This window comes from Sphingopyxis sp. SCN 67-31, assembly GCF_001725095.1.
Genome location: NZ_MEFH01000019.1, coordinates 1 through 20,788, shown reverse-complemented (window position 1 = coordinate 20,788; position 20,788 = coordinate 1). Strand labels below are relative to the sequence as shown.

At 69.5% G+C, this 20,788-nt stretch carries 24 protein-coding genes; 18 read left to right on the top strand and 6 right to left on the bottom strand.

The features are described from left to right. Genes narI through ABS88_RS03705 form a run of 8 tightly spaced genes read left to right on the top strand, consistent with a single transcriptional unit; the run spans position 1 to position 5,470 of the window. Positions 1 to 702, top strand: a complete 702-nt coding sequence (gene narI, locus ABS88_RS03740; protein WP_067186255.1) for a respiratory nitrate reductase subunit gamma — start codon at positions 1 to 3, stop codon at positions 700 to 702. Further along, positions 695 to 1,507 carry a peptidylprolyl isomerase gene (locus tag ABS88_RS03735; protein ID WP_067186257.1) on the top strand — a complete coding sequence of 271 codons (813 nt, stop codon included), beginning with the start codon at positions 695 to 697 and terminating at the stop codon, positions 1,505 to 1,507. Before narI ends, ABS88_RS03735 begins: the two co-directional genes overlap by 8 nt. Continuing rightward, positions 1,504 to 2,535, top strand: coding sequence for a GTP 3',8-cyclase MoaA (gene moaA / locus ABS88_RS03730; RefSeq protein ID WP_234002497.1), 1,032 nt, complete (start codon positions 1,504 to 1,506; stop codon positions 2,533 to 2,535). The genes ABS88_RS03735 and moaA overlap by 4 nt, the downstream gene beginning before the upstream one ends. A 1-nt stretch (position 2,536) precedes the next feature. After that, a complete protein-coding gene (locus ABS88_RS03725; RefSeq protein ID WP_076077125.1) occupies positions 2,537 to 2,806 on the top strand; it encodes a MoaD/ThiS family protein in 270 nt (89 codons plus the stop codon). Beyond that, a complete protein-coding gene (locus ABS88_RS03720) occupies positions 2,803 to 3,276 on the top strand; it encodes a molybdenum cofactor biosynthesis protein MoaE (protein WP_067186259.1) in 474 nt (157 codons plus the stop codon). The genes ABS88_RS03725 and ABS88_RS03720 overlap by 4 nt, the downstream gene beginning before the upstream one ends. Positions 3,277 to 3,279: 3 nt before the next feature. After that, complete coding sequence (gene moaB, locus ABS88_RS03715) at positions 3,280 to 3,816, top strand: molybdenum cofactor biosynthesis protein B (RefSeq protein WP_067186261.1); 537 nt, start codon at positions 3,280 to 3,282, stop codon at positions 3,814 to 3,816. After that, positions 3,813 to 4,289: a cyclic pyranopterin monophosphate synthase MoaC gene (moaC, locus tag ABS88_RS03710; RefSeq protein ID WP_082797251.1), complete on the top strand. Its 477-nt coding sequence runs from the start codon at positions 3,813 to 3,815 to the stop codon at positions 4,287 to 4,289. The genes moaB and moaC overlap by 4 nt, the downstream gene beginning before the upstream one ends. Beyond that, the gene (locus tag ABS88_RS03705; protein ID WP_067186262.1) at positions 4,286 to 5,470 is read left to right on the top strand and encodes a molybdopterin molybdotransferase MoeA; all 1,185 of its coding nucleotides are present in this window, start codon (positions 4,286 to 4,288) and stop codon (positions 5,468 to 5,470) included. The genes moaC and ABS88_RS03705 overlap by 4 nt, the downstream gene beginning before the upstream one ends. On the opposite strand, the gene mobA is transcribed toward ABS88_RS03705, so the two are convergent. Both mobA and ABS88_RS03695 read right to left on the bottom strand, forming a co-directional pair. Next, a complete protein-coding gene (gene mobA, locus ABS88_RS03700; RefSeq protein ID WP_158682322.1) occupies positions 5,451 to 6,047 on the bottom strand; it encodes a molybdenum cofactor guanylyltransferase in 597 nt (198 codons plus the stop codon). The genes ABS88_RS03705 and mobA overlap by 20 nt on opposite strands. Before the next feature lie 196 nt (positions 6,048 to 6,243). Then, on the bottom strand, positions 6,244 to 6,441 hold the full coding sequence (locus ABS88_RS03695; RefSeq protein ID WP_067186266.1) for a hypothetical protein: 198 nt from the start codon (positions 6,439 to 6,441) through the stop codon (positions 6,244 to 6,246). Positions 6,442 to 6,499: 58 nt separating this feature from the next. On the opposite strand from ABS88_RS03695, the gene ubiT reads away from it, so the two are divergent. From ubiT to ABS88_RS03675, 4 genes are all read left to right on the top strand, one after another. Then, positions 6,500 to 7,030: a ubiquinone anaerobic biosynthesis accessory factor UbiT gene (ubiT, locus tag ABS88_RS03690; RefSeq protein ID WP_082737365.1), complete on the top strand. Its 531-nt coding sequence runs from the start codon at positions 6,500 to 6,502 to the stop codon at positions 7,028 to 7,030. Then, positions 7,027 to 8,028, top strand: coding sequence for a ubiquinone anaerobic biosynthesis protein UbiU (ubiU, locus tag ABS88_RS03685; RefSeq protein WP_286749106.1), 1,002 nt, complete (start codon positions 7,027 to 7,029; stop codon positions 8,026 to 8,028). The genes ubiT and ubiU overlap by 4 nt, the downstream gene beginning before the upstream one ends. A 5-nt stretch (positions 8,029 to 8,033) precedes the next feature. Next, positions 8,034 to 8,960 carry a ubiquinone anaerobic biosynthesis protein UbiV gene (gene ubiV, locus ABS88_RS03680; protein WP_237234036.1) on the top strand — a complete coding sequence of 309 codons (927 nt, stop codon included), beginning with the start codon at positions 8,034 to 8,036 and terminating at the stop codon, positions 8,958 to 8,960. Between the two features lie 162 nt (positions 8,961 to 9,122). Next, the gene (locus ABS88_RS03675) at positions 9,123 to 9,845 is read left to right on the top strand and encodes a cyclic nucleotide-binding domain-containing protein (protein WP_067186272.1); all 723 of its coding nucleotides are present in this window, start codon (positions 9,123 to 9,125) and stop codon (positions 9,843 to 9,845) included. Positions 9,846 to 9,898: 53 nt separating this feature from the next. Here the strand turns inward: ABS88_RS03675 and ABS88_RS03670 are convergent, their stop codons facing one another. Next, positions 9,899 to 12,124, bottom strand: coding sequence for an adenosylcobalamin-dependent ribonucleoside-diphosphate reductase (locus ABS88_RS03670; protein WP_286749103.1), 2,226 nt, complete (start codon positions 12,122 to 12,124; stop codon positions 9,899 to 9,901). A gap of 181 nt (positions 12,125 to 12,305) precedes the next feature. Here ABS88_RS03670 and ABS88_RS03665 point away from each other — a divergent pair, with 181 nt between their 5' ends. Both ABS88_RS03665 and ABS88_RS03660 read left to right on the top strand, forming a co-directional pair. After that, positions 12,306 to 12,719, top strand: coding sequence for a hypothetical protein (locus tag ABS88_RS03665; protein ID WP_286749102.1), 414 nt, complete (start codon positions 12,306 to 12,308; stop codon positions 12,717 to 12,719). A gap of 90 nt (positions 12,720 to 12,809) precedes the next feature. Next, entirely contained in the window at positions 12,810 to 13,202 is a 393-nt protein-coding gene (locus ABS88_RS03660; protein ID WP_067108156.1) for a winged helix-turn-helix domain-containing protein, read from the top strand. Here ABS88_RS03660 and ABS88_RS03655 read toward each other — a convergent pair. Both ABS88_RS03655 and ABS88_RS03650 read right to left on the bottom strand, forming a co-directional pair. Further along, positions 13,197 to 14,171, bottom strand: coding sequence for a cytochrome-c peroxidase (locus ABS88_RS03655; protein ID WP_286749099.1), 975 nt, complete (start codon positions 14,169 to 14,171; stop codon positions 13,197 to 13,199). The genes ABS88_RS03660 and ABS88_RS03655 overlap by 6 nt on opposite strands. Beyond that, positions 14,168 to 14,674: a hypothetical protein gene (locus ABS88_RS03650; RefSeq protein WP_210434176.1), complete on the bottom strand. Its 507-nt coding sequence runs from the start codon at positions 14,672 to 14,674 to the stop codon at positions 14,168 to 14,170. The genes ABS88_RS03655 and ABS88_RS03650 overlap by 4 nt, the downstream gene beginning before the upstream one ends. 113 nt (positions 14,675 to 14,787) lie before the next feature. On the opposite strand from ABS88_RS03650, the gene ABS88_RS03645 reads away from it, so the two are divergent. Beyond that, a complete protein-coding gene (locus tag ABS88_RS03645; protein ID WP_286749096.1) occupies positions 14,788 to 16,932 on the top strand; it encodes a TonB-dependent receptor plug domain-containing protein in 2,145 nt (714 codons plus the stop codon). On the opposite strand, the gene ABS88_RS03640 is transcribed toward ABS88_RS03645, so the two are convergent. Then, positions 16,926 to 17,900: a DUF4424 family protein gene (locus ABS88_RS03640; protein ID WP_067108153.1), complete on the bottom strand. Its 975-nt coding sequence runs from the start codon at positions 17,898 to 17,900 to the stop codon at positions 16,926 to 16,928. The two genes, ABS88_RS03645 and ABS88_RS03640, sit on opposite strands and share 7 nt — an antisense overlap. 233 nt (positions 17,901 to 18,133) lie before the next feature. Here ABS88_RS03640 and ABS88_RS03635 point away from each other — a divergent pair, with 233 nt between their 5' ends. Genes ABS88_RS03635 through ABS88_RS03625 form a run of 3 tightly spaced genes read left to right on the top strand, consistent with a single transcriptional unit; the run spans position 18,134 to position 20,695 of the window. After that, entirely contained in the window at positions 18,134 to 18,823 is a 690-nt protein-coding gene (locus ABS88_RS03635) for a hypothetical protein (RefSeq protein ID WP_286749094.1), read from the top strand. 22 nt (positions 18,824 to 18,845) lie between these two features. Beyond that, positions 18,846 to 19,811, top strand: a complete 966-nt coding sequence (locus ABS88_RS03630) for a TPM domain-containing protein (protein ID WP_067186290.1) — start codon at positions 18,846 to 18,848, stop codon at positions 19,809 to 19,811. After that, positions 19,808 to 20,695, top strand: a complete 888-nt coding sequence (locus ABS88_RS03625) for a hypothetical protein (protein WP_067186292.1) — start codon at positions 19,808 to 19,810, stop codon at positions 20,693 to 20,695. Before ABS88_RS03630 ends, ABS88_RS03625 begins: the two co-directional genes overlap by 4 nt. Positions 20,696 to 20,788 lie beyond the last annotated feature (93 nt).

The window sequence follows — 20,788 nt, the reverse complement described above, 5'->3', positions numbered from 1 at the left end:
ATGGAAGCCTTTCTCAACAATCTGTTTTACGGCATCTATCCCTATATCGCGCTGGCGGTGCTGGCGATCGGCTCGATCATCCGGTTCGACCGCGAGCCCTATAGCTGGCGGTCGGGGTCGAGCCAGCTGCTGCGGCGCAGGCAGCTGATGTGGGGATCGGTGCTGTTCCATATCGGGGTGCTGTTCATCTTCTTCGGCCATCTGGTCGGCCTGCTCACGCCGATCGTGCTGTTCGATGCGCTCGGTATCAGCCACGGCGCGAAGCAGTTGCTGGCGATCGTCGCCGGCGGTGTCGCAGGGGTGATGGCGATCGTCGGCGCGACGATGCTGATCCACCGCCGCTTCTTCGATCCGCGCGTGCGCAAGGCATCGAATTTCAGCGACAATATGGTCATCCTGCTGCTGTGGATCCAGCTGGCGCTCGGCCTCGCCACCATCCCGCTGTCGGCGGGGCACCTCGACGGCAGCGAGATGGTCAAGTTCATGAACTGGGCGCAGGGCATCTTCACCTTCCGCGCGGGCGCCGCCGACTACATCGCCGACGTGCACCCGATCTTCAAGGCGCACCTGTTCCTGGGGCTGACGATCCTGCTGATCTTCCCCTTCACGCGCCTCGTCCACATGCTCTCGGCCCCCGTGCGCTATCTGTGGCGCGGCGGCTATCAGATCGTCCGGTCGCGGCGGAGCATGAGCCATGGCTGACACACTAGAACGCGCCGCGGTGCGGGTCGGCGGGGTGGAAATCCCGGCCGCCGCGATCGCCGCCGAAGCGCAGAACCACCCGGCGCAGGACGCCGACAGCGCGTGGACGGCGGCCGCCGAAGCGCTCGTCATCCGCCAGCTGCTGCTCGACGAGGCCGACCGCCAGGGCATCGTGGCCGACGAGCGCACCGACGCCGACGGCCGCACGCTGGCCGAGGAGGACGCCCGCATCGACGCGCTGCTGGCCGGCGCGGTGCGCGTCCCCCAAGCGACCAGCGTGGAGGCGCGCCGCTATTACGACCGCCACCGCGACCGCTTCGCCAGCGAGACGCTGATCGAGGCGGAGCATATCCTGCTGTCGGCGGACCCCGCCGATTCCTTCGCCTATGGGCTGGCGGTCGGCGACGCCCGGATGCTGATCCGCAAGATCGAGGCCGATCCCGCCTGCTTCGCCGCGTTGGCGCGCGAGCATTCCGCCTGCCCGTCGAAGGCGCAGGGCGGCAACCTCGGCCAGATCGGGCGCGGCCAGACGGTGCCCGCGTTCGAGCAGGCGCTGTTCGGCCTTGGCGAAGGCGAGTTGTGCCGCGAGCCCGTGCGCTCCCCCTATGGCGTGCATGTGGTGCGGGCCGGGCGGCGGATCGACGGGCAGCAGCTTCCCTTCGATGCGGTCGAGGCGACGATCCGCGACTATCTGGAGGAAGCGAGCACGCGCCGCGCCATGGCGCAATATCTGTCCATCATCGCCAGCGAAACGACGGTCGAGGGCGTCGCGCTGCCGATGGCCGACGGGCCGCTGGTGCAGTGACGATCGAGCGCATCCGCGACCGGCTGACCACGGCGCCGGACGGCGACCGCGGCCTGACCGACGCCATCGGGCGACGGTTCGAATATCTGCGCCTGTCGCTGACCGACGTCTGCAACTTTCGCTGCACCTATTGCCTGCCCGACGGCTATCGCAAGCGGCACGGGCGCCCGGCCGACCTGTCGGTGGCGGAGATGCGGCGCGCGGTCGGCGCCTTCGCCCGGCTCGGGCTGTGGAAGGTGCGGCTGACCGGCGGCGAGCCGACGCTGCGCCCCGATTTCGAGGATGCGGCGCGCGCGATCGCGGCGGTGCCCGGCATCCGCCGGATCGCGATGACCACCAACGGCTATCGGCTCGCGGACCGCGCCGCCGCGTGGCGCGACGCGGGGGTGAGCGCGATCAACATCAGCGTCGACTCGCTCGATCCGGCCCGCTTCGCCGCGATCACCGGGCACGACCGGCTGGCCGAGGTGCTGCGCGGCATCGAGGCCGCGCGCGCGGCGGGGTTCGACAGCATCAAGATCAACGCGGTGCTGATGCGCGGGGTCAACGACGACGAACTGGCGGCGATGACCGACTTCATCGCCGAGCGCGACCTGTCGCTGCGCTTCATCGAGGTGATGCGCACCAACGACAACACCGCTTTCTTCAAGGCGCGCCACCTCGCCGGCCAGACGGTGATCGACCGGCTGGAGCAGGCCGGCTGGCGGCGGCTGCCGCGCGCGGCGGGCGCCGGGCCGGCGGTCGAATATGCGCACCCCGCCTCGCGCGGCCGGATCGGCATCATCGCGCCCTATGCCCGGGACTTCTGCGCCAGCTGCAACCGCCTGCGCATTGCGTCCGACGGCAAGCTGCATCTGTGCCTGTTCGGCGACGGGGGGCTCGACCTGCGGCCGCTTTTGCAGCAGGATGCCGACGCGGAGGCGCTGATCGAACGCATCCGCGCGCTCACCGCCACCAAGGCGCCGGCGCACCGGCTGCACCAGAACAACAGCGGCGCGACGCCGCACCTCGCATCCATCGGGGGCTGACATGACGGACGGAAAGGAAGCCCGGTTGCAGATTGAACTGTGCGGACGGCTGGCCGACCCCTGCGGGCGGGTCGTCGAGATCGCCGTTCCCGATGCGGGCCTGTCGGTGACGGCGATGCTCGCCGCGCTTGAGCAAACGCATCCCGCGCTGCGGCAGCCGCTGGCGCGCGGCCGCATCCGCGCCTGCATCAACGAGGTCGTGGCGCCGCGCGACGCATGGGTCGCGCCCGGCGACCTCGTGGCGCTCTTCCCGCCGGTGTCGGGCGGATGACCGGCGAGGTCGAACTGACGCCGGACGCGATCGACCCGGCGGCGCGGCTGGCGGCATTCACGGCCTCGCTCTCCGGCGAGGGCGCGGTCGTCAGCTTTACCGGCCACGCGCGCGCCGCGGCAAAGGACGGCGCGCCGCTCGCCTCGCTGGTGCTGGAAAGCTATCGCGGCGTGACGCTCGCCTCGATGCGGGCGATCGCGGCCGACGCGCGGGCGCGCTTTCGCATCACCCGCAGCCTCGTCGTGCACCGGGCGGGGCGCATCCTGCCCGGCGAGGCGATCGTCTTCGTCGCCACCGCCGCCGCGCACCGCCGCGCCGCCTTCGAGGCCGCGGACTATCTGATGGACCGGCTGAAGACCGAAGCGGTGTTCTGGAAGCGCGAGGAGGCGCCCGAGGGAAGCCGCTGGATCGAACCCACCGACGCCGACCGTTCGGCCGTCGCGCGCTGGGAAGCCGCAACATGGGAATGACGCATGCCCGGAATTGACGACAGCCTGACCTTCCACCCGCTGCATATCGCGGTGCTGACCGTGTCGGATACGCGCACGATGGAGACCGACACCTCCGGCGCGCTGCTCGCCGGGCGGCTGACGGCGGCCGGCCACAAGCTCGCCGCGCGCGCCATCGTCACCGACGAGGTGCAGGCGATCCGCGACCGGATGGCGGCGTGGATCGCCGACCCCGGCATCGACATCATCGTCAGCACCGGCGGCACCGGCTTCACGCCGCGCGACGTGACGCCCGAGGCGGTGATGCCGCTGCTGCGCCGGGTGATGGACGGGTTCAGCGTCGTCTTCCACCAGGCGAGCATGACAACCATCGGCGTATCGACGCTGCAATCGCGCGCCTTCGCGGGCCAGGCGGACGATACCTTCATCTTCTGCGTGCCCGGTTCGACCGGCGCCTGCCGCGATGCGTGGGACCTCGTGCTCGCCGCGGAGTTCGACAGCCGCCACCGTCCCTGTTCGATCGCCGGACAGGTGCCGCGCCTCGCCGGACTGTGCGCATGAACGACCTGTCGCACATCGATGCCGCCGGGCGCGCGCGCATGGTCGACGTCGGCGACAAGCCGGTGACGACGCGCCGGGCCGAGAGCCGGGGCGAACTCCTCTGCGCGCCGGCGACGCTCGACAAGGTGCGCGCCGGCGAAACGCCCAAGGGCAGCGTCATCGCCACCGCCGAACTGGCCGGGGTCATGGCCGCCAAGCGCACCGCCGAGCTGATCCCGCTGTGCCATCCGCTCGCGCTGTCGCAGGTGCTGGTGGAGATTGCCATCGACGACAGCCTGCCCGGCTTCAGCATCCGGGCGGAGGTGCGCACCAGCGGGCAGACCGGGGTGGAGATGGAAGCGCTGACCGCCGTTTCGGTCGCCGCGCTGACCCTGTTCGACATGCTGAAGGCGGTCGACAAGACGATGACGATCGAGGCGATCCGGGTGACGGCGAAGGATGGCGGGCGATCGGGCGCGATGCGCAAGCCATGACGGGTTTCGACGACGCGGTGGCGCGCATCGCGCGCGAGGTCCGGCCGCTCGCCGCCGAGCGGGTCGATCTGGCCGAAGCGGCGGGTCGCACGCTGGCCAAGCCGCTGCACGCGCGCGCCGCCGCGCCGCGCCGGGCGGTCGCCGCGATGGACGGCTATGCGATCGTCGACGCGGGCATGCAGCCGGGGGCGCCGCTGCGCGTGATCGGCGAATCGCGTGCCGGGGCGGGGTTCGCGGGGCGCGTCGCGCCGGGCGAGGCGGTGCGCATCTTCACCGGCGCGCCGATGCCCGACGGCGCCGACCGCTGCATCATGCAGGAATATGCCGGGCGCGAAGGCGACAGCGTCATCTTCGCCGAAGGATACGGCCCCGGCTGGCACGTGCGCGCGGCGGGAAGCGATTTCGCGGCGGGGGTGCTGCTGCTCGACGCCGGCACGGAACTGACGCCGCGCGCGATGATCGCCGCCGCCGCGGCCGACACCGCGCAGGTGGCGGTGATCCGGCAGCCGCGCGTCGCGATCGTCGGCACCGGCGACGAACTGGCGCCGCCGGGCAGCGCGCTGGAGCGCGAGGATGCGATTCCCGAAAGCGTGACCTTCGGCGTCATGGCGATGGCGCAGGCACAGGGCGCGCTGGTCGTGAGCCGCGCGACGGGCGTCGACGACCTGCCGACGCTCGAGGCGCTGGCCGACCGCGCGCTCGATCAGGCCGACGTGGTGATCGTCACGGGCGGCGCATCGGTGGGCGAACGCGATTTCGCCAAACCGATGTTCGCGCCGCACGGGCTGGACCTGTTGTTCGCCAAGGTCGCGATCAAGCCCGGCAAGCCCGTGTGGCTGGGCCGGGCGCGCGGCCGATGGGTGCTGGGCCTGCCGGGCAATCCGACGTCGGCGATGGTCACGGCGCGGCTGTTCCTGGTGCCGCTGCTCGCGCAGTTGCAGGCGCGCGGCGTCGAGCGGGCGCTACGCTGGCGGACGCTTCCGCTCGCCGCCCCGCTCCCCGCGACGGGCTCGCGCGAAACCTTCGCGCGCGCGCGATGGGACGAGGCGGGCCTGACGCCGCTCGGCAATCAGGACAGCGGCGCGCAGGCGGCGCTCGCCGTCGCCGACTGCCTGATCCGCTGCCCGCCGGACCAGGCGGCGCTGGAGCCCGGCGCACCGGTCAGCGCGCTGGCGTTCTGATCCGCGCTTCGGCCGCCGCCAGTGCCGCCGCATCGTTGATGTTCGCGAAGGGATCGGGCCCGGCGGCGTCCCACGCCACTTCGGCCATCCCGACCTCTCCGGCAAAGCGCCGCAACGACTGGCCGCCGCGCGCGACATAGGCGTCGAGCGCGCCGCTGTCGGGTCGCCACAGCGCGGCGGTGGGATGCAGGCGCCCGCGGCTGACGGGAAGCGCGGCGCCGTGGCCGTCCAGCGCCGACGACAGGCGTTCAACCAGATCGTCGGGCAGGAAGGGCATGTCGCAGCCGATCATCAGCACGGCGGGGCGGCGCTGCGCGCGCGCATGATCGAACGCGCTCGCCAGCGCGCTGATCGGCCCGATATCGCGGTGACCGTCGAACAGGAGCGGACAGCCGGTGCCCCAATCGCCGTCGCCGGGCCGCACCGCCAGCGCGACCGCATCGCCGTGGCGGCGCGCCCACGCCACCGCATGGTCGATCAGCCGCAGCCCGCCGAGCATCCGCGCAGGCTTGCCGCCGCCGATGCGCGCGCCATCCCCGCCCGCCGCGATCACGATGGCGGGACGCTCAAAGGCCAAGGGACGGGACGGCGGCAAGAGGCATGGGAGCGGCGATCACCCTGCGATCCTTCCACGCCCGGTCGGAGCGGTCAACGGCGCGTGGGCCACGGTGGTGGGTTCAGTGGAATCCGTCGTCATTCCCCCATCCGTCACGCTGAACTTGTTTCAGCATCCACGGTCCGCCTTTTCGGTTTACGCGGTGCTTGTCGCGGGGTCAGATCAGGGATTCCGTCAGGCAAGTAAGGAGCTGTTCCCCGGCGAAAGCCGGGGTCCAGATGGCATAGTGCTGCGCCGCGTGGACCCCGGCTTTCGCCGGGGAACGGTTGCCTGTCGAAAAGGGATAATTGCCAAACAGGTTCAGCATGACGAGGGATAGCGGTGGCCCGCGCAAACCCGCTTCGCCGCCCGCCATATGCGAGCCGCTTGATCCATGTCACTCCGGGTGTCGCGCGGCGTGATAGGCGTGCCGCATGTTGATCGCGCCCACCCTTCCCCCGCGCCGGCGGTTCGAGCCGCTTCGGTCGCCTCCGCCCTCGCCGATACGGGTGATGATCCAGCCGATCCTGAACCGGATCGTCCGCGACGTCACGCGCACGCTTCCCGAACTGTTCGAGCGGCTCGGCCCGCATCGGCACAGCCGATTCCTGATCGACGCCCGCGACCTGCCCTTCGTGCTGCTGCTGCGGCCGGACCCCGACCGGCCGGAACTGGTCGCCTGGCCGCGCCGCGCCGAGCCGCCGCACGACACGCGCATATCGGGCCGCCTCCGCGACCTGTTGGGTCTGATCGACGCCCAGCGCGACGGCGACGCGCTCTTCTTCTCGCGCGACCTCGACATCGGCGGCGATCTGGAGGCGGTGGTGTGCCTGCGCAACGCGATCGACGATGTCGAGGGGTCGATCGCGGACCGGGTGGCCGACGCGCTGGGACCGGCCAGCCGGATCGCCTGGGCGTTGCTGCGCCGGCGCCACGCCCGGCCGAACCGCGGGGGCGGCCGATGACCGGCAGCCCGGAGCTCATCTGTCCGGCGGGAACCCCCGCGACGCTGCGCGCGGCGGTCGATGCCGGGGCGGACGCCGTCTATTGCGGCTTCCAGAATGCGACCAACGCGCGCAACTTCTCCGGCCTCAACTTCACGCCCGATGAGATGCAGGCGGCGGTCGGCTATGCCCATGCCAGGGGCGCGAAAGTGCTGCTCGCGCTCAACACCTTTCCCCCGGCGGGCCGGTTCGACCTGTGGAAGCAGGCGGCCGACGACGGGGCGGCGATGGGCATCGACGCCTTCATCGTCGCCGACATCGGGGTGGCGGCCTATCTGGCCGATCATCATCCCGGCTGCCGATTGCACCTGTCTGTGCAGGCGGCCGCCTCCAGCCCCGAGGCGATCCGTTATTATTGCGAGCGGTTCGGCGTCCGGCGCGTCGTGCTGCCCCGCATCCTGACGGTGCCCGAAATCCGCCAGCTCAAGTCCGAGATTCCGTGCGAGATAGAGACGTTCGTGTTCGGCAATCACGGCCTGATGGTCGAGGGCCGGTGCAGCCTCACCAACTATGCCGTCGGCCGCTCGACCAACATGGACGGGGTGTGTTCCCCCGCTTCGGAAGTCCACTATCAGCGGGCGGAGAACGGCGCCCTCACCGCGCAGCTGGGCTGTCACGTCATCGACCGCTTCGAGGCCGGGCAGCAGGCGGGTTATCCGACGATCTGCAAGGGGCGGTATCGCGCGCCGGTGCGCGACGATCCCTATTACGCCTTCGAGGAGCCCGTCAGCCTGAATCTGATGGACATGCTGCCCAGCCTGATCGGCGGGGGCGTCGATGCCTTCAAGATCGAGGGGCGGCAGCGGTCGCGCGCCTATGTCGGCGCGGTGGTCGGCGCCTTTCGCGCCGCGATCGACGCGGTGATGGCCGGGCAGACGCCGCCATCCGCCGACCTGATCGCGCTGACCGAGGGGCAGAAGCAGACCCACGGCGCCTTTGCGACCAAGAAATGGCGGTGACGGCGATGTCCACGGCGAAACTGACCCTCGGCCCGATCCTGTTCCACTGGGATGCGGACCGGAAGCGCGATTTCTATGCCCGGATCGCGGACGAGGCCCCGATCGACACCGTCTATCTGGGCGAGGTCGTCTGTTCGAAGCGCAGCCCCTTTTTCGACCGCCACTATCCCGAGGTGATCGAGCGGCTCGAACGCGCGGGCAAGCAGGTCGTGCTGTCGACGCTGGCGGAGGTGGTGCTGCCGCGCGAACGCCGGGCGATCACCGAATTGTGCGCGCAGACCGATTATCCGGTCGAGGTCAACAACGCCGCCGGCCTGTCCGCGGCGAGTGGTCGGCCGCACCGCATCGGGCCGATGATGAACGTCTACAACGAACGCTCGATGGCGTATCTCGCGCGCGCCGGGGCGGCGCATTTCACCCTGCCCGCGGAACTGCCGCGCGGCGCGGCCGAGGGGCTGGCGCGGACCGCCGCCGACCTCGGCGCAGCGACCGAGGTGCAGGTGTTCGGGCGCGCGTCGCTGGCGGTTTCGGCCCGCTGCTACCACGCGCGCGCGCACCGGCGCACCAAGGACGATTGCCAGTTCGTCTGCGGCGAAGACCCCGACGGCATGCCGCTGCGCACCCTCGACGGCCAGGCCATGCTGGCGATCAACGGCATCCAGACCCTGTCGCACAGCTATGTCAACCTGATCGCCGAGCTGGACGAGATGCGGGCGATGGGCATCGACCATTACCGCCTGATGCCGCACGGCGTCGACATGGTGGCGGTGGCGACGATCTTCGCCGACCGCGCCGCCGGGCGCACCGATGCCGCGCAGGCGGCCGAGCGGATCGAGGCCCTCGATATCGGGGCGCCCTTTTCCAACGGATTCTGGCACGGAATCGCCGGGCATCGCTATTGGCCGGCCCGGCTGCACGCCGCCTCGACCTGACGAAAAGGCGGCGACGGGAAAGAGCGAAAACGACCGGCGCGGAGCGTCCGGGCGGCCGCGCATCCTGCACTTGATTCATATCAATCGGACAGCGATTTGCGATTGCGAAAGCCGGCCCGTTGGGCGAGCGGCAGGGAGAAACATGCCGCGGGAAAGCCGATCATGACGAAGCGCGCGATGCTGTCGAAGGACCACCCCTGCCGCAGTTGCGACGTCAGCGCCGAGGCCCTGTGCCGCGCGCTGGATGTCGAGACGCTGGCCGATTTCCGCAACCAGGGGGGCCGGCTGCACCTGACCGCCGGGCAGACGCTGTTCCACCAGGGCGACCCCGCCGACTGCGTGTTCAGCCTGACCAGCGGCGTCGTCAAGCTTTACGCGATCCTGTCGGACGGACGCAGGCAGATCGTCGCCTTTCTGTTCCCCGGCGATTTCGTCGGCTTCGAGACGCAGCAAAGCCACGGCTTCGCGGCCGAGGCGATCGGCGACACGACCCTGTGCCGCGTCCTGAAGCGGCGGTTCGAATGGTTCGTCGATCACTATCCGGCGCTGGCCGAGGCGCGCTATCGGCGCGCGACCGCCGAACTGGCCATCGCGCAGGAAAGGATGGTGACGCTCGGCCGCCAGACCGCGGCGGAACGGCTGGCGGGCTTTCTGTCGGATATTCAGCGCCGCGCCGGATTCCGCGGCCGCGACGGGGCGAATCTGGTTCCGCTGCCGATGAGCCGGGGCGACATCGCCGACTATCTGGGGCTGACCAAGGAAACGGTGAGCCGCGAACTCACTAACCTGCGCAAGGCGCGGGTCATCCGCTCGCATTCGCTGACGCTGATCGAGATTCTCGACCCACGCGGGATCGGCGCGCTGGCCTGCGGCATCGCCGCCTGACCCCGACCGCAGGCCCCGCGTGACGCTCCGCGCGGGGCGTCAGGCCCGGCCGGTCAGCCGCATCGCGAATAGCCGCACTCGAGGCATTTGTCGCAGCCTTCGGTGCGCTGCACCGCCGCCGCGCTGCATTGCGGACAGATCGCGGGAACCGCGACCCGCGCTTTGGCCGGGGCGCCGTCGACCGGGTCGGGGCGCGGCCCCTCGCGGCCGCTCAGCGCCTCCAGATGCCGCTCGAACAGGTCGCCGATCGCCGCGAGGAGGGACGGAACGTAACGGCCCCCCATCCACGCTCCGCCCCGCGGATCGAACACCGCCTTCAGTTCCTCTGCGACGAAGGCGATGTCGCCGCCGCGGCGCAGCACCGCGGATATCATCCGGGTGAGCCCCAGCGTCCATGAATAATGCTCCATATTCTTGGAATTGATGAAGATCTCGAACGGGCGCCGCGTCCCGCCGCTGTCGATGTCGTTGATCGTGACATAGACGGCATGGGCGCTGTCGGGCCATTTGATCTTGTAGGTCGTACCATGGAGCGATTCGGGGCGCGGCTGCAATTCGGCCTCGGCCGCGGGCGCGGCGGGCGCCGCCGGGGCGACGCTCAGCACCGATCCGGTCGTGTCGTTCGGGCGATAGGTCGTCAGCCCCTTGCAGCCGAGCAGATAGCCCTCCGAATAGATGTCGACGAAGGCCTCGAAATCGATGTCCTCGGGGCAGTTGACGGTCTTGGAGATCGAACTGTCGATGAAGGGCTGCGCCGCCGCCTGCATCGCCAGATGATCCGACGGGTCGAGCGACTGCGCGCTGACGAACAGCGCGTCGGGCGGCGCCTCGTCGCCCTTCACCTGCTTCCACACGCGATAGCCGTGGTCCTCCACCGCCTCCTCGCGCGTCGAGCCATCGGCCTGACGGACCTTGCGGCTGTAGCTGTAGGCGAAGACCGGTTCGATGCCCGAAGAGACGTTGCCCGCGAGCAGCGACGTGGTGCCGGTGGGCGCGATCGAGGTGAGGCAGCCGTTGCGCAGGCCGTTTTCCGCGACCAGCGTGCGGGTCGCCTCGTCGAGCGAGCGCAGGTTCGGCCGGTCGAGGATCGCCGGATCGTAGAGCGGGAACCGCCCCTTTTCCGCCGCCAGATGCGCGCTCGCGCGATAGGCGGCCTGCTTGATGGTGCCCAGCCAACGCTGCGTCAGCGCGATCGCGTCGGCCGAGCCATAAACGGTGTTGCAGAACAGCAGCGCGTCGGCGAGCCCGGTGACGCCGAGCCCGATGCGACGCTTCGCCTTCGCCTCGGCCTCCTGCTGCGGCAGCGGATAGCGCGAGATGTCGATCACATTGTCGAGGAAGCGGACCGCGGTCGCGGTCAGCGCCGACAATTCCTCCTCGTCGAGCGCGGCATGCGCCGAAAAGGGCTGCGGGACCAGCCGGGCGAGGTTGATCGAGCCGAGCAGGCAGGCGCCATAGGCGGGCAGCATCTGTTCGCCGCACGGGTTGCTCGCCAGGATATCCTCGCAATAGGCGAGATTGTTCTGCTGGTTCACTCGGTCGATGAAGATGACCCCCGGTTCGGCGACGTCGTAGGTCGCCTGCATCAGCCGCCGCCACAGGTCGCGCGCGCCGACCGTGCGATGCACCGCGCCGCCGAAGGCGAGCGGCCATTCGCCGTCGCAGGCGAGCGCCTTCATGAAGGCGTCGCTGACCAGCACCGACAGGTTGAAATTGCGGAAGCGCGCGGGGTCGCGCTTGGCGTCGATGAACGCCTCTATGTCGGGATGGTCGATGCGCAGGCACCCCATCATCGCGCCGCGCCGCTGGCCCGCGGCCATGATGGTGCCGCACATCGCATTCCAGCTGTCCATGAAGCTGAGCGGACCCGAAGCCTGCGCGCCGACGCCGCGAACCGCCGCGCCGGCGGGGCGGATGGACGAGAAGTCCATGCCGACCCCCCCGCCCTGCTGCATCGTCACCGCCGCCTCGCGCAGATGCGCGAAGATACCGTCGAGGTCGTCGGGAATCGCCCCCATCACGAAACAGTTGAACAGCGTCACGTTGCGCGCCGTCCCCGCCCCGGCCAGGATACGGCCGGCGGGAATGAAGCGAAAATCGGTCAGCGCCTCCAGAAACTCCCGCTCGCGGCGCGCCTGTTCGGCCGGCGCCTCGTTCGCGGCGATGGCGCGGGCAACGCGCGTCCATGTCGCCTGCACGCTGTCGTCGCCGCCGCCCTCGATCGGCTGGAAGCGATATTTCTTGGTCCAGATCTGCTCTGCCAGTGATGTGTCGAACATGCCGCATTCGCCCCTTGGCTGTTGGAAGCAAAGAGTAGGGTGTTTCGCTCCGGCCGAAATTGATCCAGCGCACTTCCGACATAAAAAGCGGCGATCGCACCGCCGGCGCATAGTTTCTTATTGCGAATCGTTCGCAAATATTATACCCGGAACTGACACCCCAGCAAAGGAAGGCAAGGCCATGGCTGCGCTTCGTCCGGCTTCCCCGATTGCCGACCTGTCCGATCCCCAAGCGACGCTCGTCCCGGCGGCGCTGCGATGCTGGCGGGCGGCGCGCGATGCCGGCGCGCCGGTGCAGCAGCGCCTGCACAAGCTGTTGGCGCCGGCGCGCGGCGCGATGCTTGCCCCGGCATTCGACAGCCTGCTGATGCTGTACGAACTGGCGCTCGGCCGCCGCCTCGTCGCGGGCCAGTCGGCAGCCTTGTCCGCGGACGAGCGAATGCTGCTCGGCCTGCTCGACGGGGCAGGCGATCGCGGCGCGCGGTTCGCCGATACGGGGGCCGTGGCCGCGATGCTCGACAGTGCGGTGCGTTCGACCCGCGTGCTGCTGGCGCGGGCGCGCCGGGGTATCGGCGGAGCCGCCCTTCCCTGCTGATCCCGACTTGCGCACGGCGACGCCGGGATCGAAACCCGGCGCATGGCAACGCCGATTGCGATGGGCGCCATTTCGGGCCTATCATGCGGTATGTCCGGAAAACCTCCCTTCAAGATCAAGATCCAGTTCCTGTGCGGCGACGAAATCGCGATGGGTCCCGGCAAGGCCGACCTGCTCGAAGCGATTCAGGATCATGGTTCGATTTCGGCGGCCGGCCGCGCGCTTGGCATGAGCTATCGGCGCACCTGGCTGCTGGTCGACGTCATGAATCGCTGCTGGAACGAGCGGCTGGTCCAGACGGTGGCGGGAGGGAGCCATAACCGGGGTGCCCGGCTGACCGACACCGGACAGCAGGTGCTTGCCGCCTATCGGGCCATACAGGCTTCGGCACGCGCCAGCATCACAGGGCCGTCGTGCGATCGCCTGGCCGGGATGATACGGTCCGAACCGCTTCCCGCGGCACATCAGACCGAAAGTTCATAATCGCTTGCCGCAAGCCGTATCGGGCCGCGCAAGCCGCGGATCGGTGCGGAACCGTTCGTCGGTCAGGCCATGCAGGAAAGCGACGAGCGCCGCGATGTCCCGATCGGCCAGGGAGACCGGATGACGGCGGATGGCGTCCTCCAGGCTGGTCGCCGTGCCGTCGTGCCACCACGGGCCGGTGATCGCGACGTTGCGCAGCGACGGCGTGCGAAAGCGCCCGCGATCCTCCTCCAGTCCCGTTTGCTCGACCAGCCCCGCGTCGGACGGGGCCGGATCGCCAAGCCGATGATAGGCGGCGTCGGTCAGGTGCGGACCCGCGTGGCACGAACTGCACCCGCTGGTCCGAAACAGGCGTTCGCCTTCGCGCTGCGGCCCGGTCAGCGCGGCGGCGTCGCCGCGGCGGAAGCGATCGTAAGGCGCATCGGACGAAATCATCGTCCGCTGGAACGCAGCCAGCGCGGCGACGACGTTGGGCACGGTGATTCGGGAATCGGGGAAGGCTCTGGCGAACGACCGGCGATAGCAGGCATCCGCCTTCAGCCGCCGGGCAAGCTCCGCTTCCCGTCCCTTCATCCCCATCTCGACGGGATTTTCGCCGAGCAGAGGCGTCAGCGCCTGGATTTCGAGGCTGGTCGCGCCGGGGTCGGCATAGGTCAGCCGCGGCAGCCAGGCGACATTGGCGAGGCCCGGCGCATTGCGCTTGCCCGCATGGTCGCCGACGCCGGGCCGCGTCGCGACGCTGTCCGCGAAGCCGTGCCGCTGCTCGTGACAGCTCGAACAGGCCAGCGTCCCGTCGCTCGACAAGTCCGCGTCATAAAAGAGCCGTCGGCCGAGTTCGACCTTGGCGGCGCTCATCGCATTGTCCGCGGGCACCGGTGGGGGATCGAACCCGGTGTCCTGCGGCCATTGCCAGCCAGGCGCGACGGCCGCGACGAGCAGCAGCGCCGCCGCGGCCCACAGCCGTCTCACGGTTGCGGCGTGACCAGCAGGGTCAGGCTGTCCGAACCGTTCGCCGCGACCTGAAGCGTATAGGTGCCGGGGGTCAGGCGATAGTCGACCATCTTGCGGACCCCCGAACAGGCCGGGCCGTGGCCGTGCGCGACCGACCGCATCGCCTTGCCGTCCAGGACCACATCAACCCAGGCCGCCGACCCGAGCGCGACGCGCCAGACGCCTTCGCGGGCGACCGTGAAGCGGAACAGCCCGCCATAGCTGACCGTTCCCCCCGGCTTTTCAGGGCGGACCGGATAGGCGACCTTCGGCGTCGGCAGCAGCGTCGCGCGGACCGCGGCCCCCGGCTTCAGCGCAGCCTTTGCCGCGGTCTTCGCATTCCCCGCCGCCTTCATCGCGTCGGGCGTCCGCCAATCGGCGAGCGACGCGGGCAGCGCCGCCGGCGGCTTTCCGGCACAGGCCGGATCGGCGCCGGCCGGAGCCTGCGCCAGCGCGCTGCCGGCGGCCAGCGGGAGAGCCATTGGGAGAACAAGGGAAAATAAAAGCAGAGAAGGGCGCATCACATCTTTCCTCCGTGCGATATCACTATATATGGCCGTATATAGTGATTCGGCGAGAAAAAAAGGGGTAAATCATGCGGACCATACTCTCCCTCCTGCTGTCGGCAGGCTGCCTCGCGACCTCGCAGGCGCAGGCGCAGGACCAGAGCGCGCCGGACACCGGCGACGATCGCTTCGCCCTCGGGCAGATCGTCGTCACCGCGCCGCGAAGCGAAGGGATCGGCATCGACGGCGAAAGCCTGTCGCGCGAGGCGATCTACAAGTTCAACCGCACCGCGCTCGACGATGCGATCAACCTGATGCCCGGCGTCGTCGCGGGCAACAGCGGCGGCACGCGCAACGAACGCCTCGTCTTCGTCCGCGGTTTCGACCGGTTCCAGGTGCCGCTCTCGATCGACGGCATCCGCGTGTACCTGCCCGCCGACAACCGGCTCGACTATGGCCGCTTCCTGACCACCGACATCTCGGAGGTGCAGGTGGCGAAGGGCTATGCGTCGGTGCTCGACGGGCCGGGCGCGATGGGCGGCGCGATCAACCTCGTCACGCGGCGCCCGACCAAGGCGCTCGACATCGACGTGCGCGGCATGGTCACGTTCGACAACGACGCCGATTATGCCGGCTATTCGGCGTCGGCGCTGATCGGGACGCGGCACGAGCGCTGGTATGCGCAGGCCAGCTATGCGCGCAGCTTCACCGACCATTGGGATCTGCCGGACAGCTTCACGCCGATCGTCCCGACGCTCGAAGACGGCGGCGAGCGCGATTTTTCGCGGACCCGCGACTGGCGCGCCAATGTGAAGCTCGGCTTCACGCCGAACGAAAGCGACGAATATGCGATCAGCTACACGCGGCAGGACGGATCGAAGAACGCGCCGATGCACGTCAGCGACCTCGTCAACACGCCGCGTTTCTGGACCTGGCCGAAGTGGGAAATCGAATCCATCTATTTCCTGTCGACCACGGCGCTCGGCGACCGCGCGACGCTCAAGACGCGCGCCTATTACAACCGCTTCGATTCGATGCTGCGCTCGTTCAACGACCGCACCCAATCCACGCAGAGCCGTCCCTTCGCGTTCGACAGCCCCTATTTCGACAAGGCCTGGGGCGGGTCGGCGCAGCTCGATTTCCGGATGAGCGACGCCGACACGCTGCGGCTCGCCTTCCATTACCGTCACGACAAGCATGTCGAGGCGCAGACGAGCTTCTCGACGGCGGGCGTGCCGTCGACCGAGCCGCGGCAGACGCAGACCGAAAACACCTTCTCCATCGCGCTCCAAAACGAGCTTGCCCTGACGACGGCGCTCCGCTTCACGGTCGGAGGCAGCTTCGACTGGCGCGACCTCAAGCGTGCCGAGGAGTTCGGTTCGCCGCTCGGAACCTCGGGCACCCCGGCGGTCCTCTATCAATATCCGCGCCGCGACGCTGACGCCTGGAACCTGCAGGGCCGGTTCGACTGGGACGCGGGCGACGCGTTGACGCTGCACGCCAGCCTGTCGTCGCGTGCGCGCTTCCCGACGATCTTCGAGCGCTTCAGCCAGCGGTTCAACACCGCCATCCCCAACCCCGAACTGAAGGCCGAACGCGCGACCAACGCCGAAATCGGCGCAAGCTGGACGGCCGGCGGCGTGCGGGTCGACGGTGCGATCTTCTACAGCTGGGTCGACGAAGCGATCTTCGGCGTCCTGACGCCGGGCTACCCCTGCACCGCGTCGACCACGCCGCCCGCGACGCCGACTCCCGGCTGCGTGCTCACCAACCTCAACCAGAGCCGGAACGTCGGCAGCGGCGAATATTACGGCGCCGAAGCGTCGCTGTCGGCGACGCTCGCGCCCGGCCTCGACCTCGGGGCCAATTACACGGTCATCAAGCGCGACCTGTCCTATGCCGCCAATCCGGGGTTCCGGCCCACCGGGGTGCCGACGCACAAGGGCCTGATCTATGCCGACTGGGCGCCGCTGGCGGGCCTGCACGTCCAGCCGAGCGTCGAGATCGCATCGAGCCGTTGGACGCTGTTCACCGCAACGCCCGCATCGCAGCCGGCGCGCTATTACCGCACGGGTTCCTATGTGAACACGGCGCTGCGCATCGACTATGCCGTCACCGAGAAGATCGAGATCGGCGTCGGCGCGCGCAACCTGTTCGACGAGGAATACAGCCTGACCGACGGTTTTCCCGAGCCGGGGCGTTCGCTCTATCTGACGCTGCGCGCCCGCTATTGATCGGGGGCGATGAAGAAGAGGGCGCCGAAGGAGCGGTCTGGCTTGACGTCGGCGGCCGACCATTCGAATGTCGTCGCGGCGGTCTTTCGAGCCGCCGCGGGACAGAAGGCGACCATGTTGGCGGCGGCGCCCTTGTCGACGACCAGGCGATAGTGGGCGGCCCGGCCGTGCCGTCCGGCCGGTGCGGCCCAGCCGTGGGCGATCGTAAAGAGGTCGTAGGCCGGATGGCGGAAATAGGCCCGGCGCAGCGCGTCGTCGATGCAATAGGTCCGCGTCGCCGGGCCGCCGGGGGCTATCTCGGGAAATTCGGCGGAATTGATGTCGCTCCAGTAATCGGCGACCGGGACATAGCGGATCTCGACCCGCGTATCCCCCGGCTCGAAGCGCTGATCCCATTCGAAATCCGCCTGATAGCTCCAGTCCGCGGTGTCGAGCACGAGCAGGCCGTCGGCGTCGAGCATTGCCTGGGTGCGGGCCGGAAGGCGGCGCCACGGCGCTTCTTCGTCCAAATGGTAGAGCAGGGGCACGGCGGCATCGAGCAATTGCCGCGTCACGTCCCTGCCCCGATGCAGCGCACGCCCGCGGCCGGAGAGCGCCAGCGGCGCGCCGTTCACGCGCACCGACAGGTCCAGATAGTTGAGCGGACGCCGGTCGGCGGCAAGCCCGGCGACCTCGCCCTGCCCGTCGAGCCCGATGGCGTCGGGGCTGGCATCGACCGGCATGGCGGGCAGGACGAAGCGGAAATGGACGGTCCGGCGCGTCGATGCATGAAAGACGTAGACGAGCCGGATCGAATCGAGCGCGACATGCATCTCCTGCCGTTCGACACGCATGTCGGCCGGCAGGTCGAAGGCGGGCCCTTCGGCGGCATAGCCGGCACCGCGTCCGCCATCCTCCGCCCCGGCCGGCGCAGCGACCGCCGCCAGCGCGATCGCACCGCCGACCGCTATCCATCGGGCATGGGGCATTCGCTTTCCTCCGCATCGATCGGCGCCACGGGCTCATCGTAGCGCCTTCGCGATCCGCCGTCGCGGACGGGGCGGAACCCGATGCGGACGCACCGGCACGGCCGCTCCCCCCCCTGAGGCGGAGGCCGCGAGTGCCGTAAAATCCCATGCCGGTTCCGCATGGTCCATGACAGCCGACGATCCCGCGCCCATGGTCGGCCAACGCGAGGACAGAGTTTAGCGGGGGAATCGAGATGCATGGCAAGCCGCACCGAACGACGACGTGGTACAGCGCGGCGCTGGGAATCACGGCCTGCGCGGGCCTGACCCTCTCCGGCTGCGGCGGCGCGCCCGCCGTCCAGCTGCCCGCCGACCGGACGGAAAGCGCCTCGCTCTGCTATGGCGCCACCATGGCGCTGGCGCAGGAAAAGGTCGGCAAGGGGTCCGTCCCGCTCGACACCGCGAGCCAGGCGCTGCATTTCGCGCTGCTCGCCGGGACGGACGGCGACCTCGACGACCCGGCCAAGGTCGTCGCCAGGATCGAGCGCATCGGCACGCGCGACAAGGGATTGCAGGACAGGTTCGTCGCCGACAAGAATGCCGCAAGCTACACCGGCCCCTGCGCCACGGCGTTCCCGGAAACGCAGGCGAACGCGTTCAAGGGCCTGCCGCCCGATACCCGCGACACGCGCATCCAATGCTATGTGCTGTCGACCGTGGTGCTTCAAATCTTCGCGCAAAGCGACATCGCGCCCGATCCCCGCACCGCGACCTGGGTCAAGCTCAACGGCCAGCTCGAGCAATTGTCGAACAGCGAAGTCTATCCGGCGGAGGATGACGATCATATCGGCGAGATCGCGATGCGCGCGCTGGCCAAGGCGGTGCGGTGGGGGCCGCCGGTTGACGCGATGGCCGCATGCGGCGACCGCTATCTGAAGGATTGAGACGCGCGAACGGGGCGCGGCCATGACCTATACGACCGTCTATGACATTGCGAGCGACAGCGTCGGCTTGCAGTTCCCGCTGATCGGGCTGGCATTCATCATTGCCGGCGCGGTGATGAAATGGGGTTTCGGCAAAGCGGGCTGGACAAGCTATCCGCTTATGGCGATCGGCGTCTTCACAGTCCTCGCGTCGGGCGCGGTGCCGTGGTGGGACCAGCGCCGCGTCACGCAGGCGGTGGCGAATGGAGAGGCCCGGCAGGTCGAAGGGCCGATCCATGATTGGCGCCTGGAACGCGTGAGCAGGAAGCGCAAGAGTTCGGACGCCCATGCTTACAGCCATTACGAATATTTTTCCGTCGGCCCCGTCGCGTTCCGCATCAATTGGGGTGCGTTGGAAGCGGGCTTCGCCAATCGCGGCAGCACCGAGGAGAAACCGGCGGTCCGGCTGACGAACGGGATGGCCGCGCGCATCCGGTATGTGCCGATCGACGGCCCCGACAAGCCGCCGCGCATCGTCCGTATCGACCTGGGCACCAGCAGCCCCGCCGATGCCGTGCGGCAAGGCGAAGGCGGCGTCGCCTTCCGCATCGTGCAGGGGCGCATCGCCGACGAAGCGAACATCCTGTCCGCCGACAGCAAGGCGCGGCTCGATGCCGTATTGACGGCCTTCGACCAGCGAAGCGGACATCCGCTGGTCATCGTCACCACGCCCTCGCTCGGCGGGATCGACATTGCCCGCTTTGCCGCGACGGTCGCCGACCGCCGCGGCATCGCGGACAGCGGCATCCTGTTGCTCGTCGCGCCGAACGAACGGCAGGCGCGGATCATGGTCGGGCGCGAGCTGTCGGACCGCCTGCCCGACGCCGCCGCGCAGCAGATCATGGACGGCGTGATCCTGCCCCGTTTCCGGCGCGGCGACATCCCCGGCGGAATCGAGGCAGGCGCGGTTGCCATCACCGGCCGGGTGACGGGCGGCGAGACGCGATGAGCCGGCTGTCGAGCCCGCCGGTGATCGTCGCCGCGCTGCTGCTGCTACTCGCGGGCGCGGGCGCGCTGGGCTGGCTGTGGCTGCGCGACGGCCTGATGACGCCCACCGCGATCGTCATCCTGTTCCTGCCGGTCGCGCTGCTGATCGGCGGCGTGACCGCGTGGGGGACCGACCGTTCGCAGATCGGCATCACGGCCTGGGCGCTCACCATGTTCGGGGCGCTCGTCCCCGCTGTTTACGTGATGCAAAGCGGCCCCGACAACTGGTTCGCGCAATGGCGGTTCATGGTGGCCTTCGGCGTCGCCTATTTCGCGATCATGGCCGTTTTCATGCTGTGGCTCGCCGCCTGGACGGCGTGGGTGCCGCCCGCGCCCGGCGCCATGCCGCTGCCCGAGCAGCGCCTGAAGCGGCGGATCGAATCGCTGGCGAATGCCGGGCTGAACCTTCACGTCGAGCGCCCGGCGGACCGGCCCGAACAATTGCTGGTGACGCGCGACTTTCGCGGCGGCAAGCGGACGATCGGGGTGCGGCTGACCTTCGTTTCCGCCGGTCATTGCGTGCGGGCGCGCGAGGTGTCGCTGGTCCGCGGCGACAAGCCGATGAACGCCGGCGAGGCGCGGATGAGCAGCAGCCTGCGCCCGCGCGACGGCACGCACCCCGACGCCGACATCATCTACGACGCCAGCCTGACGCTGACCCCGCCGAACGAAGCGATCCGGCGCCAGATTGCCCCGCGCATCGCCGACGATCGCGTCGAGATCGTGGGCGACAGCGAAGCCGCGGCGAACCCCGCCAATTTGGCGCATGTGCTGACCGAGGTGGTCCACCAGTCGGGGTGGGGATGGCAGGGCGTGTTCTTCGACTGGCAGCGGGGCTGCCGTTAGGGCGTCGGGCCGTAAATCCGCCTATCGTTCCGTTCGTGTCGAGCGAAGTCGAGACACCCATCAGCGTGGCGCAAGGCCGACAAGTGTCTCGAC